The sequence below is a fragment of the Mycolicibacterium arseniciresistens genome (assembly GCF_030519285.1).
Classification (GTDB): Bacteria; Actinomycetota; Actinomycetes; order Mycobacteriales; family Mycobacteriaceae; genus Mycobacterium; species Mycobacterium arseniciresistens.
The window spans coordinates 1-16,053 of sequence record NZ_JAUMSQ010000004.1 but is presented as its reverse complement, the minus strand read 5'-3'; the positions used below and the strand labels follow the sequence as shown (position 1 = coordinate 16,053).

Genomic DNA, 16,053 nt, shown 5'->3' with positions numbered 1-16,053 from the left:
TCAGGGTGCCGTGACGCGGAGGCCGTCATGCCACACCACTTGCGTACCACCGGCATCCGCATCACGGTAGATGCCCTGCTTCAGGTAGCTGCTCTCGGTGGTCATCGTCGGCCGGTTGTACCTCGGGAGCACCAGTAGGCCGCCGGCCCACGCTTCGACGAATCCGACCGATGGGTTCTTCGAGAACTTCACGTGCAGTATGTAGTCGACCCATTCGCCGGGCCGAACCTCACCGATCGGCCGGTGGTACCTGCGAGGCACCCCGTCACCGCCGAATTCCAGGGTGTTGCTCTCGGAGACCTGTAGCGCCAGCGCGGGGGCGCCGTAGCCGAACCACTGCATCACGATGAACCAACCCGCGCTGGACACCCGGGGATTGCGGAAGGTCTCGTCGAACTTCACCGACATCTCATACCAGCGCTCGTCACCCTCGAAGGCGTAGCCGCCGCTCGACGGACCGTCGCCGGTGCGCACTTCCGCGCGCTCTCCGCCGCCGAACGGCGGCACGTCCCCGTCCCGCACCTCGAACCGGGCAGCAGTCGAGTGGCCTTCGCCGTCATCGTGGACGCATGCGCGGTAGGTGCAGTAATCGCCGGCGAACTGGCTCCAATCCTGGGTCTGCAGCGTCGCCCATTGCGTGAGGTCGCCGGTGTCATAGTCACCGACGAACACCACCCGCGATCCCACCGGCACCCGGGGCGGCTCGGTGACGCAGCCCGCCGCCGTCGCCAGAACGGCGGCCGCCAACGCAGCGGAGCGAAATCGCATGTCACCTCGTCCGGATCACACGGGCCGGCCGGCCGGCGACCACTGCGTTGGACGGTACGTCATGCAGCACGAGGCTGCCCGCTCCGATCGCCGCGCCGTACGCCACCACGACGGAACCCGGGATGATCGTGCTTCCCCCGCTCACTTTCCTGCCGCTCACCACCTGCATGCGAAGCAGGCGGCCCTTGTGCACGACTGTGCGGAGCGGGTCCAGGCGGGGCGAGATGGGCCGCTCGGCGGAGGTCGTCAACCGCGCCTCGCCAGCGCGAGGAACGGTTCGACCATCCGGTCGGCCGAATACTTCGACCGCGCAAGCCGGGCCATCTGCGCGCAATCGAAGGACCAGGGCTCGCGGTAGAGCGACATGATCGCCTCGCAGCAGCCTGCTGCGTCGTCGGTCTCGAACACGATGCTGTTGCTCGTATCCAGAGCCTCGATCTCGGGCGCGTGCGGATCATCGCGCGGATACAGTACGGGCACACCGAAGTACAGCGCCTGCGTGGCATTCAGACCGATGTAACCGGGCGCGAGGAGTCCGCGGCAGCGCTGAAAGATCGGCGCCAGCTGGTCGAGGTCGCTGACCCAGCCGTAACACCGGACCTGGGCATCGAGGCCCGCCATCGCCACCCGGTCGGCGATGGCGCCCTCCATCGGCCCCGACCCCACGATGTGCAGGACGGTGTCCGCAGGCAGAGCGGCGCGGGCACGCTCGAACGCCTCGAGGCCCAGCAGCGGCTTCTTCTCGGGGACCAGGCGGCCGATCATCACCAGGTCAGGGCGGTCGGCCGGCTCGCCCACCTCGAATCGCGACATCTGCTCGATCGAGTACAGCGAATTGCGCGCGGGCATCACGTTCTTCCGCGGGAACAGCGCCTGCAGTTCAGCGGCCTCCGTCTCCGTGTACGTGATCAGCTCCGAGCACAGGCTCTCCATCACCCGGCGAATGCGGTTGTGTTCCGGTCGGGGTCCGCGCCGCGAGTGCGCATGCCCCCACGCGGCCGTGCCGCGCAGGGTGAGCAGCCGCCCGATCAGCAACAGCCACGAGGTGAGGTTGCGCGGGTTGATCTCGATCACCAGGTTCCTGGCGAGGAATCCGCGCACCAGGCATCCGTGCTGCCACACCGCCCGGCGCCCGGCGAGATAGCGGTTGCGTCCGGTACGCAACACGATCGGCGACGCCACATCGGTGACGACGCCGTCGCCGAACTGCGCGTCGCCGACCAACAGCAGGATGTCCTCACCGGACAGTTCGAGTGCGCGCACGAACTCCTGCCGGTACGACGGCATCGCCAGTTGCGTCACGACCAGATCGCGTCGGCGCCGCACAGGAGAGTGCGCGCGGACCCGGTCGCCGGTCACCGAACGAATCGTGTCACTGGTCATCGGTCGTTGTCCCCCATCAGTGAGCGAGAACCGTTGTCGGTGCTTGCTGCCGCTTCAGCCGGTAGGCGCCGGCCATCAGGACGAACTGCAGCACGTAACCGACGGCCACGGCCCACGCGGCGCCGATCCCGCCGTGTATCGAGCCCAGAACCGCGATCAGCACCAGCGTGGTCGATGCGCTGGTCCACACCGCGGCCGCCACCCGGGAGGCGCGATCAACGGCGTGCAGTCCGCTGGCGAAGGCCGACGACATGGCGGCGAACACCAGGCTGCCGATCACGATCTGCACCACAGGCACGCTGGCGCTGTACTCGTCGCCGAGCAGTAGTGGGATCCAGTGGTTCGCCGTCATCGCCAACGGCGCGAACACCGCACCGGTGACGAGTCCCAGCACCGCGACCGCCCGGAGCGTCAGTGTCTCCTTGGTGGTCGCGAGGCGGGCCAGCAGCAGCTGTGTGTAGGTGCCGGGAACCAGGAGCAGGGCCGGCACCAAACGGGTGGCCGGCGCGAAGATGCCGGCGACGGCTGTGCCGGCCGCGAAGGACAGCACGGCGACGTCGATCTGGCGGACCCCCTGCCCCGCTATGGCAGCCCAGAACGGCCGGAGCATCCGCCAGGTGGTTTGGTCGGGACGCGCCTCCCTCTCACCGGCCACCGTCTCGTCGGCGACTCGCCGGCCGAGGTACAGGTTCGCGACTCCGGCGGTGATCAGCATGGTGAACGAGAACGCCCACACGAGATTTGCGGTCGAGGCGAACAGCAGAACCGCCAGCAGGGTGGGCAGCCTGCGCAGCAGGAACGCTGCGCCGACGGGAACCTGCTGGTTCCTCGACATGAGGTAGGCGCTGCTGACCTCCAGTTGCCGCTCGAGGGGCACCCACAGGCACAGCGGTAGACACGCGACGAGCACGGCGGATCCGCTTGCGACGGCGAACGCCACGAGCACCGGAACCGAGATGAGCATGGTGGCCGCGGAGAGCATGCGCCCGGCGCGAAGGATCTTGATGATCGTCGTGGGGTCGTCGTGATGACGACCCACCGCGTAGGTGGCGCCACCGTCGGAGATCAGGTTGAGCGCCATGAGTGCGCCCAGCACCGCGGCGAATTCGGCGAAGTCGGACGGTCCGAGGCTTCTGGCGAGCACCAGCAGACTCAGCGCCTGCGCGGCCGTTGACGTGATGCGTGCGCCGCCGACCAGGCCCAGGGCCCTCAACATCGTCGTGGGCCGGCCGACGTTGCCGTGGGACGCCACTGCCAGACCAGGAAGATCATGAACGCCACGGGAATCCAGTAGTACCGGTTGTAGATTCCCGGCGCCGTCTGCGCGAAGGCCAGTGCCGCCACGAACGCGGTGGCGACGACGCCGTGCAGGGCGTTCCTCGGGTCGCGGCGCAGGCAGTAGCGCGCGGCGAGTCCGGTCGCTATCACGACGCCCAGGAAGGCGAGCACACCACCGGCGGTCCAGGTCCCCAGGAAGTTGTTGTGCACGGTGAAGCGCTTCATCAGGACGTTGTCGTCGATCAGCATGCCGTTGCCGATGATGGGTGACTCGCGGATCTCGTCCATCGCACGACGGGCCAATTCCATTCGCGTTCCCGCGGTGTCGTACTCGGCCTTGGTGGTGGTGAACCCGGTGGTCCGCAGCAGCCGTTCGATCGGGTTGAGGGCGCCGAGGCCCTCCAGCTGGCTGAGCACGAACACGATGATCACCGACCCGGCGGCGGTGACGACGGCCGCCCGGCCGAGGTGGATCGCCCTGGACAGCAGCAGGAACAGCACAGCGGCGAGCATGCCGAGCACCCCGCTCACGCTGCCACTGAGGATCAACCCCGTCGTGCAGACGGCGAGGATGCCGAAGGCGAAGAAGCGGAAGCGTTTCGTCACTGCGTTACCGAACGCAGCGAGTGCCGCTGCCGCGGCCATCACACTGATGCCTGCGAGGTCGTTCTGGTGGGTGGTGATGCCGGTGAACCGCCCGTCGACAGTGACCTGACCACCCGGGATCACGTCACCGAAGAGCAGCTGGACGACGGCGCCCAACCCGCAGATCGCCGCTCCGATCAGCCACCAGGCGACCGCCCGGGTGACGTGCCGCTGTTCGACGAGCAGGTTGAGCAGGATCCACGGCACGATGACGACCATGTAGACCAGGCGAGCCAGGATGCTCAGGCTGCCCACGGGATCGCTGCTGGCAGCAGAGGCCACCGCGCCGCCCACCACCAGCAGGGCGGCCGCCACCCACAGCATCGGGGGGACCTGGCGCGGCGGACGCCGCATGGACAGCAGCGCGCAGAACCCCGCCCCTGCCATCAGGATGTCGCCGATCGGCAGCGCCAGCGGACCCCTCAGCAGCAACAGCGAGGTCAGCGCGAGCCCCGGGTAGAGCATCGCCCGGCCCAGGGTGAGCAGGCCGTCGCGCTGCGGGCCGTCGGACGTCGGCGGTGAACTCGCCGGCATCCGCTCGATGGGATCGCCGCGCTGGAGGGTCACTTTGTCGCGGCGCCGATCTCAGCGTCGAGCCTCGGCGTCAGGGTCCGGACATAGGTTCCTGTCAGGTGGCTCGCATCGCGGTAGACCAGAACATTGCCGATGACCGCGGCGCACTGCTCCGTCGGGCAGATGGCTCCGTTGAGGTCGATGATGTGGACGTCGTCGAGCCCGGCCTTCGCTTCGAACTGCTCCGCGCCGAGATCTCCCGGCACCATCTCCGACCGGTCACCGGCACACTTGGTGAGCTTGTCCGGATTCTGTTGTACGCATTCGGGGATGTCGAACGTCGGGGTGGGCGTGTCCTGGATGACGACCACCGGGACACCGGCCTTGTTCAGCGCCTCGTAATTGCGCCTCAGGCCCTCCGCCAGCGCACTGATGTTGGCTGCGTCGAAGTTGGCCTGCCCGTCCAGGATCACCCGCTTCTTGATGCTGCTGGTGATCAACATGGTCGGCTTCTCCGTGGTGAGCAGCTTGTCGAGCAGGGACCTGCCCCACTCCTGGCAGGACGGGTACGGGTCGCCGTCCTTGGTGGTGGTCAGGACGTCGGCGAAGGAACACGCGGCCTTGGTGTATTCGACGAGTTTCCAGCCCCGCGCCGTCGCGACCTCGGCGAGGCCGGGCACCCACTGATTGGCATGGGAGTCACCGACGACGGCCACCACCGTCGACGAGTCCTTCTTGCCGTAGACGCACGACATCACGTCGCTGTTCTCTTGTGTCTGTGTGCAATCGGTGTAGTCATTGGCCGCGACGTTCGGCGCCGGAACGATCGAGGCGGACTGATCCTTCGGCGCGCCGTTCTGATCGCCCAACGGTTTCGGGCCGAGCGCACCGGCACCCACCACTGCCTTCGGGTCGAGATTCGCCTGCGGACCGGCGGCGGTCTGGTCGGCTGACGAGTCCCCAACCGCGACTTGGCCGATCGTCGGCGGCACGAACGGCGGCGGCGGCGGCCAGTTCGCCATGTACAGGCCCATGCCGACGATCAGCGACACCACCGTGGCGATACCCGCAGCCCGCAGCATGTGCGCCGAGGTCGGGAAGAGGTTGCGGGAGTATCGAATCGGATTCTCGACGAACCGGTACAGGAGGTAGGCCGGTATCGCCGACGCCGTCACCGTGATCAATCCCTCGACCGGGGTGAGCGGCCGCCCGAGTGCCGCGGCGGTGAACATCAGCACCGGCCAGTGGCACAGATAGAGCGAGTACGACATTCGCCCGACGACCTGCATCGGCGCGGTGCCGAGCACCGCCACGGGTCCGGCGCGGCCCGCGGTGAAGCCGGCGAAGATGATCGCCGCGGTGCCGAGGCACGGGATCAGGGCCCAGTAACCGGGATAGGGAAACTCCGTCGTGATGTAGAACGCCCCGGCGAAGATGGTGACCAGGCCGGCCCAGCCGACCACGATCGCGGCCGGCTTCGGCAGCTTCCAGGCGGTGAACGTCAGCATCGCCAGTGCGCCGCCGAGAGCGAATTCCCATGCTCTGGTGGTGGTGACGAAGTAGGCCTTGGCCGGGTTCTCCACCGAGTAGTACACCGACCACAGGAATGACGGCACACCGACGAGTGCGAACGCAGCGAGCAGCGCCGGACCCATGGCGCGCCGACCGCGCTGGAACGTGCGGGCGGCGGTGTAGGCCAACAGGCATGGCCACAACAGGTAGAACTGTTCCTCGACCGACAGTGACCAGAAGTGTTCGAGGATGCTCTCCGTGGAGTTCTGGGAGAAGTAATCCGTGCTCTCCGCGGCCAGTCGCCAGTTCATGCTGTACGTCGCGGTGGCGATGATGTCCTGAGCGGTGGGAATCCACCGGCTGCGCGGCAGCAGCACGATGGTGAGAACGGCGACAGCCACGAAGACCACGGTGGGCGCGGGCAACAGCCGTTTGGCACGCCGGCCGTAGAAGCGTCGCAGTTTCAGACGCCCCGTCGTTCGCAGCTCCTGGACGAGCAGTTGCGTGATGAGGAAGCCCGAGATGACGAAGAACACGTCCAGCGACACGAAGCCGCCGGGGAAGAACGGCACGCCGGCGTGCCACACCATGATCATCAGGATGGACAGGGCGCGCAGCCCCTCGATGTCCTTGCGGTGAGCACCCGCCTTCGGGGTGGCGACCGCGGTCGCCTTCTTACGTGTCGGGCCTGCGGGCGGCTTGTCCTGCGCGGCGGACGGGCCGCGCTCCACGGTGTACGTCACCGTCGCCCCTCCTTTGCGGAAGTGATGTCAGGCATCTCGACCCCCCGGAGCACAGGCGACCGGCCGCTCGCCGGCGACATTGGCCCGGAACCACTCGTAGGCCCCACGGATGCCCTCGTCGAGTTCGATGCGCGGTCGCCACCCGGTCGCGGCGATGCGGGAGACGTCGAGCAGCTTGCGCAACGTCCCGTCAGGCCGGGAGGTGTCCCAGGTGATTCGGCCCGTGAAACCGACCGCCGCGGCGACGTGTCCCGCCAGCGCTCGAATGGTGAGATCCTCTCCCACACCGACATTCACGATCTCCGGATCGTCGTAGGTGTCGAGCAGGTGCACGATGGCACGGCCCAGGTCGTCGGCGTGCAGGAACTCTCGGCGCGGCTCGCCGGACCCCCACAGCACCACCTCGTCCCGGTTCTCTTCGACCGCCGTGTGGAACCGGAAGATCATGCCGGGAAGTACGTGTGAGTTCTCCGGGTGGAAGTTGTCGCCCGGGCCGTAGAGATTGGTCGGCATCGCCGCGATCCACGGCAGTCCGTACTGCCGGCGCACCGCGCGCAGGTGGGTGATGCCGGCGATCTTGGCCACCGCATAAGCCTCGTTGGTCGGCTCCAGTGGACCGGTCAGCAGCGACGACTCCGGAATCGGTTGCGGCGCGTGTTTGGGGTAGATGCACGACGACCCGAGAAACACCAACCGGGGCACCTGCAGCTCGCGAGCGGCATCCATCACGTTCACCTGGATGCGGACGTTCTCGGAGAGGAACTCCGCCGGCGACGAGTCGTTGGCGGCGATACCGCCCACTCGCGCCGCCGCCAGCACCACCACCTCCGGCCGCAGACCACGCAAGTAGTCGAATGTCGCCGCGCGGTCCCGCAGGTCGAGTTGCGAAGAACCGACACCCGCGATGTCGTCGAATCCGGCCGCCACGAACGCGCGCTGGATCGCCGAACCGGCCAGGCCCCGATGGCCGGCGATGTACACCTTCGCGTCCCGGTCGAGGGGCTGCAGGTCAACCACGGCTGCGGACTTCCGCGAGCGCCAGCTCGCTGTCGGCGTCGACCATCAGCCGCGCCAGATCCGGAGCGAGCACCTTGGCCTTCCAGCCCAGCACTTCCCGGGCCTTGGACGCGTCCCCGATCAGCGAATCGACCTCCGAGGGGCGCAGGTATCGATCGTCGAACTTGACGTAGCGCTGCCAGTCCAGCCCGGCGTGGTCGAACGCGAACTGGACGAAGTCCCGCACCGAGTAGGCGGTGCCGGTGGCCACCACGTAGTCATCAGGTCGTTCGGCCTGCAGCATCAACCACATGGCCTCGACGTACTCCTTGGCATAGCCCCAGTCGCGGACGGCGTCGAGGTTGCCCAGATAGAGGTCGCCGTCCAGGCCGGCCTGGATCCGCGCCACCGCGCGGGAGATCTTCCTGGTCACGAACGTCTCGCCGCGACGGGGCGATTCGTGGTTGAACAGGATGCCGTTGACCGCGAACATGCCGTACGCCTCGCGGTAGTTGCGGGTGATCCAGTAGGAGTACACCTTCGCCGCCCCGTACGGACTGCGCGGCCAGAACGGCGTGTGTTCGTCCTGCGGCGGTGGGCTCGCGCCGAACATCTCCGAACTCGACGCCTGGTAGAACCGGCAGTTCAGGTTGATCATCCGGATGGCCTCGAGTAACCGGGTGGTCCCCAGTCCCGTGGTGTCGCCGGTGAACTCAGGCTCGTCGAAGCTCACGCGCACATGGGACTGGGCGGCGAGGTGGTAGACCTCGTCCGGCTTGATCCGCTGCAGCAGTGTCACCAGACGCGACCCGTCGGTGAGATCGCCGTAGTGCAGGAAGAAGCGGGCACCCTCCACGTGCGGGTCGGTGTAGATGTGTTCCAACCGTCCGGTGTTGAAGGTCGATGCGCGGCGGATCAGCCCGTGCACCTCGTAACCCTTCTCGAGCAGGAGTTCCGCCAGGTAGGACCCGTCCTGCCCGGTGACCCCCGTGATGAACGCCCGTTTCATATGTTGCACTCCCGCCCCGTCCGTCACTTCGATGCCGCGCTGGCAAACGTTCCCCTGGTTGCAGTGCTTACACGGTGATCAAGGTTTCCGCGAACGGAACAGCAATCTTTAACCCCGATTTTTCCTGATCGTGTCATTGCCTCCGGCGTAAGAAATTGACTTCGCACGGAAATACGGGCAACTTTCACCGCAAACCCGGCCAACATGCGTTTCGTGCCTTAGAGTTGCGCACGGGGCGGGACTGGGCTTGGCCGCGGCATGGCGGTTGCGTAGTGAAAAAAGAATACCAATCAACGGCTCTGCCGGATGTCCGGCACCGATGGGGGAAATCGTGGATCTTCGCTTCTACCTCGCCATATTGGCCAAGCGGGCGTGGCTGATCGTCAGTGTCGTGGTGATGTGCCTGGCGGCGGCTGCGGGTTCGATCCTGCTGATGACGCCGACGTACCGCGGCGACGCCCAGTTGTTCGTGTCCACGCAGATCAGCTCCGGCAATCTCAACCAGGAGCTATTCCAGGGCAGCAACTTTTCGGCAGAGCGTGTCAAGTCCTACTCACAGCTCGTCACCAGCCCGACCGTGCTCGATCCGGTGATCGCGGAACTGAGCCTGCCGATGGACGCTCGGCAATTAGCCGATCATGTTTCGGCGAAGGTTCCGCTGGAGACGGTCATGATCGACATCTCCGCGACATCGGACTCGCCGGAGATCGCCGCCGCGATCGCCAACTCCGTCGCCAACAGCCTGGCCAAGGTGATCGGGGAACTGGAGTCGTCGGAGACGAGGGGCTCGTCCCCGGTCAAGGCCACGGTGGTGACCCCGGCCATGGTGCCGGCCTCGCCGACGTCGCCCAGCATTCCGATCAACCTCGGTCTGGGACTGTTGGTCGGACTCATCGCCGGAGTGGGGCTGGCGGTGCTGCTGGAGAAGCTGAACACCAGCGTCAAGGACACCGCTGATCTCGCGGCGGTGACCGACATCCCAGTGCTGGCGCACGTCGTTCGTGACACCCGTCGCGGTGCCACCGCCATCGTGCGCGACGACCATCTCGGCAGCCGTAGCGAGGCCTACCGGCAGTTGCGGACCAACCTGCAGTTCGCCGCCGTGGACCGGATGCCGAAGGTCATCGTCGTCACCAGCGCGCTCGCCGGCGAGGGAAAGAGTTCGGTGGCAGGCAATCTCGCGGTGGCGATGTCACACGTCGGCGTGCGGGTGTGCCTCGTCGACGGCGACCTCAGACGGCCGTCTGTGGCCAGCTACTTCAAACTCAATGCACCTCTCGGTCTGAGCAATGCACTGGTCGGCCGCGCCAGCCTGGACCAGATACTGCAGCCGGTGGACAACGGGTTCGCGGTCATCACCAGCGGCCCGGTGCCACCCAATCCGGCTGAGCTGCTCAGCTCCAAGCGGTTCCCGGGGTTGCTGCGCGAACTCACCGAGAAATTCGAGGTGGTCCTGATCGACGCGCCGCCCACGCTCCCCGCGGCGGATGCGGTGGTGCTGGCGGCTCTTGCCGACGCCGTGCTGTTCGTCGTGCAGGCGGGCAAGACGACCATGCCGCAGATGCAGCGGGCGCTCAAGAGCCTGGAGCAGGTGAACGCCCGGGTGCTCGGCACGGTGCTCAACATGGTGCCGTCGAGGAATGCCGGCAAGAGCCGGTACTGGTACGGCAACGGCTACACCTACCGGCCGCATGCCAGGCCGGTCGACACGGCGATCACCGAACCACGCAGGAATCCGCCGAGGCCCGCGCCGCAGGTGCGCAACGGCACACCACCGGAGCACGCGACGTCGACGATGGTGAAACCGCCACGGCAGAACGGGAACGATCCGCACGTTCCGCCCCGGACGGACTGACATGGTGGTGGGCGGCCTCGACGTCCTCCTTGTCAGCTTCTACTACGAGCCCGAACCGACGGGGATAGCGCCGTACGCCGCCGGATTGGCCCGCGGGCTCGTCGAACGGGGGCACCGGGTCCGGGCCGTCGTCGGGTATCCGCACTACCCGCAGTGGAAGATCGCCGAGGGGTACCGCGGGTTGCGGATGCGTGAGGTGATCGACGGCGTCGATGTCACCCGGGTGCGTCACCCTGTCCCGAACACCTCGACCGGCGTCGGCCGCATCGCGATGGAAGCGGCGTTCGCGGCCCACGCCGCGATGATCCGAGGCCGCAGGCCCGATGTCGTGCTGGCCGTCAGCCCCGCATTACTCAGTGTGGCAACGGCTTTGACGTGGCGCCGGGCGGGCCGGACCGCGGTCGGAGTCATCACCCAGGACATCTACTCGCGTGCCGCCGTGGAGACCGGGGCGCTAGGTGGCCGCGGCGCGGGCGCGGTGGCCCGGCTCGAGCGTCGACTGTTGTCGCGGGTCGACGGCGTCTCGGTCATCCACGACTTGTTCGGCGACGTGGTCACCGAGCTGGGCATCGATCCGGCGAAGGTCACCGTCATCCGCAATTGGAGTCACATCGCCGAACCGGCGCGCGACAGATCGGCCTCCCGCCGCCGGCTCGCCTGGCGTGATGACGAGGTGATCGCGCTGCACGCCGGCAACATGGGCGAGAAGCAGGGGCTCGAGAACGTCGTCGACGCCGCGCGCATCGCGCAGAAGGAGTCGCTGCCCATCCGTTTCGTGCTCCTGGGCGATGGGGCACGGCGGCGGGCGCTCGAGTCGCTCGGTTCGGGCCTGAGCACATTGGAGTTCCTCGATCCGCTTCCCGACGGCGAATTCGAGAACGCACTCGGCGCCGCGGACGTGCTCATCCTCAACGAGAAGCCCGGTGTCGCCGAGATGAGCGTGCCCAGCAAGCTGACGTCGTACTTCGCGGCGGGCCGGCCGGTGGTGGCGGCCACCGACCCGCGCAGCGGATCCAAGCGGGAGATGCAGGCGGCCGGCGCCGGTACCTGCGTGGAATCGGGGAAGCCGCAGGCTCTCCTCGACGCAGCGCTGCGCACGGGCGGAGACCGCAGCGACGCGAGCCGGCTGGGCAACCGGGGACGTGAGTACGCCCGCCAGGTGCTTTCCCGTGCCAGCGCACTGGACGCCTACGAGGCCTGGATCGAGGAGCTGCGGGACCGAGCGCGCGCGTCAGCTCACTGACGGCGCGTTGACGTTGCCGAGCCGGCTCCACAGGAACCCGGTGCTGTCCCATGGGTCGGTGGTGGTGCCGGCGTCGCCGCCTGAGCCCGGCCACCCGTGGTCTTCACCGTCGACCACATCGCGCACCACCTCGCGGCCACTCGCACACGCCCACGTCGTGACGGTCGCCGGCGGCTCCGACTGCACCCGGGGTTCGGGCGCACAATTGGCAGCCTTGATGAACGGGGCCAGCGCCTCGTCGATCGACGGATACACCAGGTTGTTGCCCGGTCCGCCGACACTCGTCCCGCCGGCGACCGGGACGACCGCGTCCTGTGCGCCGTGCACCGCGACCACAGTCAACGGCGCCGGGTCAGGGCACGGCACCGTCAGCGCACCGGCGACGATGCCGATGCCGGCGAGATCTCCCGGACGCGAACATGCCCAGGCGTACGAGAGCATGCCGCCGTTGGAGGCGCCGACGGCGAACACACGCTTCGGATCGACGTCGTCCTCCGCGATGAGCCGGTCCCGCAATTCGTGCAGGAAGGCGACGTCGTCGACCTTCGGGCTGTTGTACTTGCGGCAGCAGAAGCCGGCGCTCCAGCGGCCCTCGAGCGCGTCGGGATAGGCGACCACGAACCCGAACCGTTCGGCGAGGCCGTCCCAGCCGAACGACTTCCGCGCCTGCTCGGCGGATCCGTTGGCGCCGTGCGAGACGATCACCAACGGCGCACCCGGTCCCGCGGACGAGGGATGGAAGACGATCGCAGAACGCTCACCCGCCGGTCCGGGCAGGGCGATCGTCCGGTCGTCGGCGGCACCGCACGCCGACACCAGGCCGAGCAGGAGCGCGAGCGCGAAGCTCCAAGCCAGTGCCGCCGGCAGATGCCGGCTCAAAGCCCTGCGCTGCATTCGGCTGGTCCCCCGTCGCTCACGCCGGCACAGTGCCAGCTATCAGTCGCTCGACGAGCCGAGGTGCCCCGCCACCGCGTTCCGCCCGCACGAAATCCATTGTCGCCGATCGTACCGCTGCGCGCGCGGCGCAGCGCCGCGACAGCTGATCCACACCCCGGCAAACCCCGCGTCAGTCCCGTGCAACCGCCGGACGATGTCGTGATCGAGTCGATGTCCGACGGCCTCCTCACGCCGGGACGGGCGGAAATGGCACTCTCCTCTTTTGACATAGACCTTAGTCAACTACGATAAGCAGACTCTTGAGCGGTGTCCGCCAGCCCGTGCGGGCGTGCTTACGCGCAGAAGTTCCGACAGCATTCTCGACGGATGAGAGGTGACCGACGATGACGTCAACGTCGACGGAGACCGTCGCCACCCGCTATTCGGGCACCCGGCACGCCCGCGTCGAGGACAACCGCCTGCTGACCGGCCGCGGCACGTTCGTCGACGACATCCAGCGCCCCGGCATGCTGCACGCCTGCTTCGTCCGCAGTCCGTTCGCCCGCGCCACCATCAAGGGCATCGACACCGCCGCGGCACTCGCGATGCCGGGAGTGCGGGCCGTTCTCACCGCCGCCGACATCAACGGCGACGCTGTGGAGGCCTGGCATGCGGTCGCGGGTAAGGACATGCCGGACACCCCGCGCCCGCCGCTGGCCGAGGGCCAGGTGAAGTTCGTCGGCGACCCCGTCGCGCTCGTCGTCGCCGAATCCCGCTATCTCGCCGAGGACGCCGCCGACGCCGTCGAGGTCGACTACGAACCGCTGCCCGCCGTCGCCGACTTCCGTGTCGCCGTCGGCGGCGCCGAGGCCGGCGTTGCCGTGGTGCACGACGAGTATCCGGACAACGTCGCGGGCGGCATGGGCGGCGCGCCGCCCGACGAGGAGACGTTCAGCACCGCGGCATGCGTTGTCGCGGAGAAGATCTACCAGCAGATGCACGTGCCGGTGCCGATCGAGACGCGCGGCATGGTCGTCGAGTGGACGGCCACCACGGGGGAGCTGACCCTGTGGGGTTCGACGCAGACACCGCACGAACTGCGCGCGTTCTGCGCCCGCCTGCTCGGTATCCCCGCCAGCAAGGTGCGGGTGATCATGCGCGACACCGGTGGCGGCTTCGGCCAGAAGGTCGTCCCCATGCGGGAGGACATGGTCATCATGCTCGCGGCGCGCAAGGTGCCCGGGCCGCTGAAGTGGATCGAGGACCGCCGCGAGAACCTCATGTCGGCCGGTCAGGCACGCCACGTCGACGGCACCGCGCGGATGGCGTTCGACGACGAGGGCAACATCCTGGCCGTCGACATCGACTTCGTCCAGGACATCGGCGCCTATCCCACGCCGTATCCGGTGCTGACCACCGCGGCGATCGGCATGTTCTATCCGGGCCCGTACCGGGTGCCGAAGGCCAGCTTCAACTACAAGACGGTGTTCTCGAACACCGCAGGGCTGCACGCCTATCGCGGCCCGTGGCAGTACGAGACGCTGGCCCGCGAGATCATGTTCGACATCGCCGCGCGCAAGCTCGGGATGGATCCCGTCGAACTGCGCCGCCGCAACATCCTGCGCGGGGACGAGATGCCCTACTTCAACCCCAACGGCATGCCGTACGACCACGTCGCCCCCGCCGACACGTTCGAGCAGGCGGTCAAGATCCTCGACCACGAGGGTTTCCGCAAGGAGCAGGCCGAGGCACTCGCGCAGGGCCGCTACATCGGGCTGGGGTTCTCCGCCTACATCGAGCCGACGGGTGCGGCGACCGGTCACCTGGCCACCGAGGGCTGCACCATCCGGATGGAGTCCACCGGGAAGATCAACGTCTATGTCAACGGCGGGTCCACTGGAAACAGCCTGGAGACCACGGTCGTTCAGCTCACCGCCGACGCGCTGGGCGCCGACATCGACGACGTCTCGACCATCCAGGGCGACACGGCGGTCACCCCCTACGGGGCCGGGACCCAGGGCAGCCGCAGCGGACCGATGACGGCGGGCGCGGTGAACGAGGCGGGCACCATCCTGCGCGGGCAGATCGCCGCGATGGCTGCGCACCGACTGGGTGTCGAGGCCGGCGACATCGAGCTGGGCGGGTCGACGGCGTACGTCCGCGACGACCCGGACAAGTGCGTGACGTTCGGCGACATCGCCTACCGCGCGCATTACGAGCCCGCGCAGCTGCCGCCGGGAATGTCGGCCGCGCTCGAGGCCACCGCGCGGTTCACGTCGCCACCGGAGGCGATGATCCACTGGGCCAACGCCACTCACGCCTGCACGTGCGAGGTCGACATCGACACCGGGCAGGTCACCCTGACGCGCTACATCGTTAGCGAGGACGTCGGACCGATGATCAACCCCAACGTGGTCGAGGGCCAGGTGGCCGGCGGCACCGTGCAGGGCATCGGCGGCGCGCTGCTGGAAAGCCTGGTCTACGACGCCGACGGGAATCCGTTGTCCTCCACCTTCGTCGACTACCTGCTGCCCACCGCGACCGAGGTGCCACCGATCGAGTTCGGCCACGTCGAGATCCCCGGCCCGGGCGTCGGCGGCTACAAGGGTGCGGGCGAAGGCGGCGCCATCGGGTCGACACCCGCCGTGATCAACGCCGTCAACGATGCGCTGGCGCCCCTCGGCGTCACGGTGACCACGTTGCCCGCGAGCCCGGCGACGATCGTAGAACTGCTGGAAAAGGCCAAGCGAGAGGACCACTGACTGTGGAGCTGACCAACGAATTCCGCGTCGCGGTGCCCGCCGCCAAGACCTGGGAGGTGCTCACCGACGTCGAGCGGGTGGCGCCGTGCCTGCCGGGCGCCACGCTGCTCTCCGTCGACGGCGACGAGTTCACCGGCGCCGTCAAGGTCAAGGTCGGCCCGATCACCGTGTCGTACAAAGGCATTGCGGCGTTCGAGGAGAAGGATGCGACGGCCCGGCGGGTGGTGCTGCGCGCCACCGGCAAGGAGACGCGCGGGAACGGCAGCGCGGCGGCCGTCGTCACCGCCCAGTTGAAGGACGAGGGTGACGCCACCTCCGTCTACATCAGTACGGATCTGCAGATCTCCGGCAAGGCGGCGCAGTTCGGCCGCGGGGTGCTGGCCGATGTGGCAGGCAACCTGATCGGCCAGTTCGCGAGATCGCTAGAGGCCAGCGTGCTCGGCGACTCGACGCCGGCGGCCAATGCGCCG

Annotated in this window: 12 protein-coding genes; 4 read left to right on the top strand and 8 right to left on the bottom strand. The window is 68.0% G+C overall.

What is annotated here, in order from left to right; all coding sequences use genetic code 11:
* From Q2100_RS01150 to gmd, 7 genes are all read right to left on the bottom strand, one after another.
* The gene (locus Q2100_RS01150) at positions 1 to 768 is read right to left on the bottom strand and encodes a polysaccharide lyase family 20 protein (protein ID WP_302912497.1); all 768 of its coding nucleotides are present in this window, start codon (positions 766 to 768) and stop codon (positions 1 to 3) included.
* A 246-nt stretch (positions 769 to 1,014) separates the two neighbouring features.
* The gene (locus Q2100_RS01145; RefSeq protein ID WP_302912496.1) at positions 1,015 to 2,127 is read right to left on the bottom strand and encodes a glycosyltransferase family 4 protein; all 1,113 of its coding nucleotides are present in this window, start codon (positions 2,125 to 2,127) and stop codon (positions 1,015 to 1,017) included.
* 40 nt (positions 2,128 to 2,167) lie between these two features.
* Positions 2,168 to 3,403 (bottom strand): lipopolysaccharide biosynthesis protein, encoded by a 1,236-nt coding sequence (locus Q2100_RS01140; protein WP_302912495.1) that lies wholly within the window; start codon positions 3,401 to 3,403, stop codon positions 2,168 to 2,170.
* Complete coding sequence (locus tag Q2100_RS01135; protein ID WP_302912494.1) at positions 3,361 to 4,608, bottom strand: O-antigen ligase family protein; 1,248 nt, start codon at positions 4,606 to 4,608, stop codon at positions 3,361 to 3,363. Before Q2100_RS01135 ends, Q2100_RS01140 begins: the two co-directional genes overlap by 43 nt.
* Positions 4,609 to 4,637: 29 nt before the next feature.
* Positions 4,638 to 6,842: an acyltransferase family protein gene (locus tag Q2100_RS01130; protein ID WP_302912493.1), complete on the bottom strand. Its 2,205-nt coding sequence runs from the start codon at positions 6,840 to 6,842 to the stop codon at positions 4,638 to 4,640.
* A gap of 27 nt (positions 6,843 to 6,869) precedes the next feature.
* A complete protein-coding gene (locus Q2100_RS01125) occupies positions 6,870 to 7,859 on the bottom strand; it encodes a GDP-L-fucose synthase family protein (RefSeq protein WP_302912492.1) in 990 nt (329 codons plus the stop codon).
* Positions 7,852 to 8,847, bottom strand: coding sequence for a GDP-mannose 4,6-dehydratase (gene gmd, locus Q2100_RS01120; protein WP_302912491.1), 996 nt, complete (start codon positions 8,845 to 8,847; stop codon positions 7,852 to 7,854). The genes Q2100_RS01125 and gmd overlap by 8 nt, the downstream gene beginning before the upstream one ends.
* Before the next feature lie 331 nt (positions 8,848 to 9,178).
* Between gmd and Q2100_RS01115 the strand changes: the two genes are divergently transcribed.
* Together Q2100_RS01115 and Q2100_RS01110 are read left to right on the top strand one after the other, a co-directional pair.
* A complete protein-coding gene (locus Q2100_RS01115; RefSeq protein ID WP_302912490.1) occupies positions 9,179 to 10,702 on the top strand; it encodes a tyrosine-protein kinase domain-containing protein in 1,524 nt (507 codons plus the stop codon).
* A 1-nt stretch (position 10,703) separates the two neighbouring features.
* Positions 10,704 to 11,945 (top strand): glycosyltransferase family 4 protein, encoded by a 1,242-nt coding sequence (locus Q2100_RS01110; RefSeq protein WP_302912489.1) that lies wholly within the window; start codon positions 10,704 to 10,706, stop codon positions 11,943 to 11,945.
* Here Q2100_RS01110 and Q2100_RS01105 read toward each other — a convergent pair.
* On the bottom strand, positions 11,934 to 12,824 hold the full coding sequence (locus Q2100_RS01105; RefSeq protein WP_302912488.1) for a CE1 family esterase: 891 nt from the start codon (positions 12,822 to 12,824) through the stop codon (positions 11,934 to 11,936). The genes Q2100_RS01110 and Q2100_RS01105 overlap by 12 nt on opposite strands.
* 401 nt (positions 12,825 to 13,225) lie before the next feature.
* On the opposite strand from Q2100_RS01105, the gene Q2100_RS01100 reads away from it, so the two are divergent.
* Both Q2100_RS01100 and Q2100_RS01095 read left to right on the top strand, forming a co-directional pair.
* A complete protein-coding gene (locus tag Q2100_RS01100; protein WP_302912487.1) occupies positions 13,226 to 15,583 on the top strand; it encodes a xanthine dehydrogenase family protein molybdopterin-binding subunit in 2,358 nt (785 codons plus the stop codon).
* Between the two features lie 2 nt (positions 15,584 to 15,585).
* A partial coding sequence (locus Q2100_RS01095; protein ID WP_302912486.1) for an SRPBCC family protein occupies positions 15,586 to 16,053 on the top strand: 468 nt, incomplete at its 3' end.

Excerpts from the sequence above, each read along its gene's own strand:
- Q2100_RS01150 (WP_302912497.1), bottom strand. The coding sequence starts at position 768 with ATGCGATTTCGCTCCGCTGCGTTGGCGGCCGCCGTTCTGGCGACGGCG.
- Q2100_RS01135 (WP_302912494.1), bottom strand. The coding sequence starts at position 4,608 with ATGCCGGCGAGTTCACCGCCGACGTCCGACGGCCCGCAGCGCGACGGC.
- gmd (WP_302912491.1), bottom strand. The coding sequence starts at position 8,847 with ATGAAACGGGCGTTCATCACGGGGGTCACCGGGCAGGACGGGTCCTAC.
- Q2100_RS01110 (WP_302912489.1), top strand. The coding sequence starts at position 10,704 with ATGGTGGTGGGCGGCCTCGACGTCCTCCTTGTCAGCTTCTACTACGAG.
- Q2100_RS01100 (WP_302912487.1), top strand. The coding sequence starts at position 13,226 with ATGACGTCAACGTCGACGGAGACCGTCGCCACCCGCTATTCGGGCACC.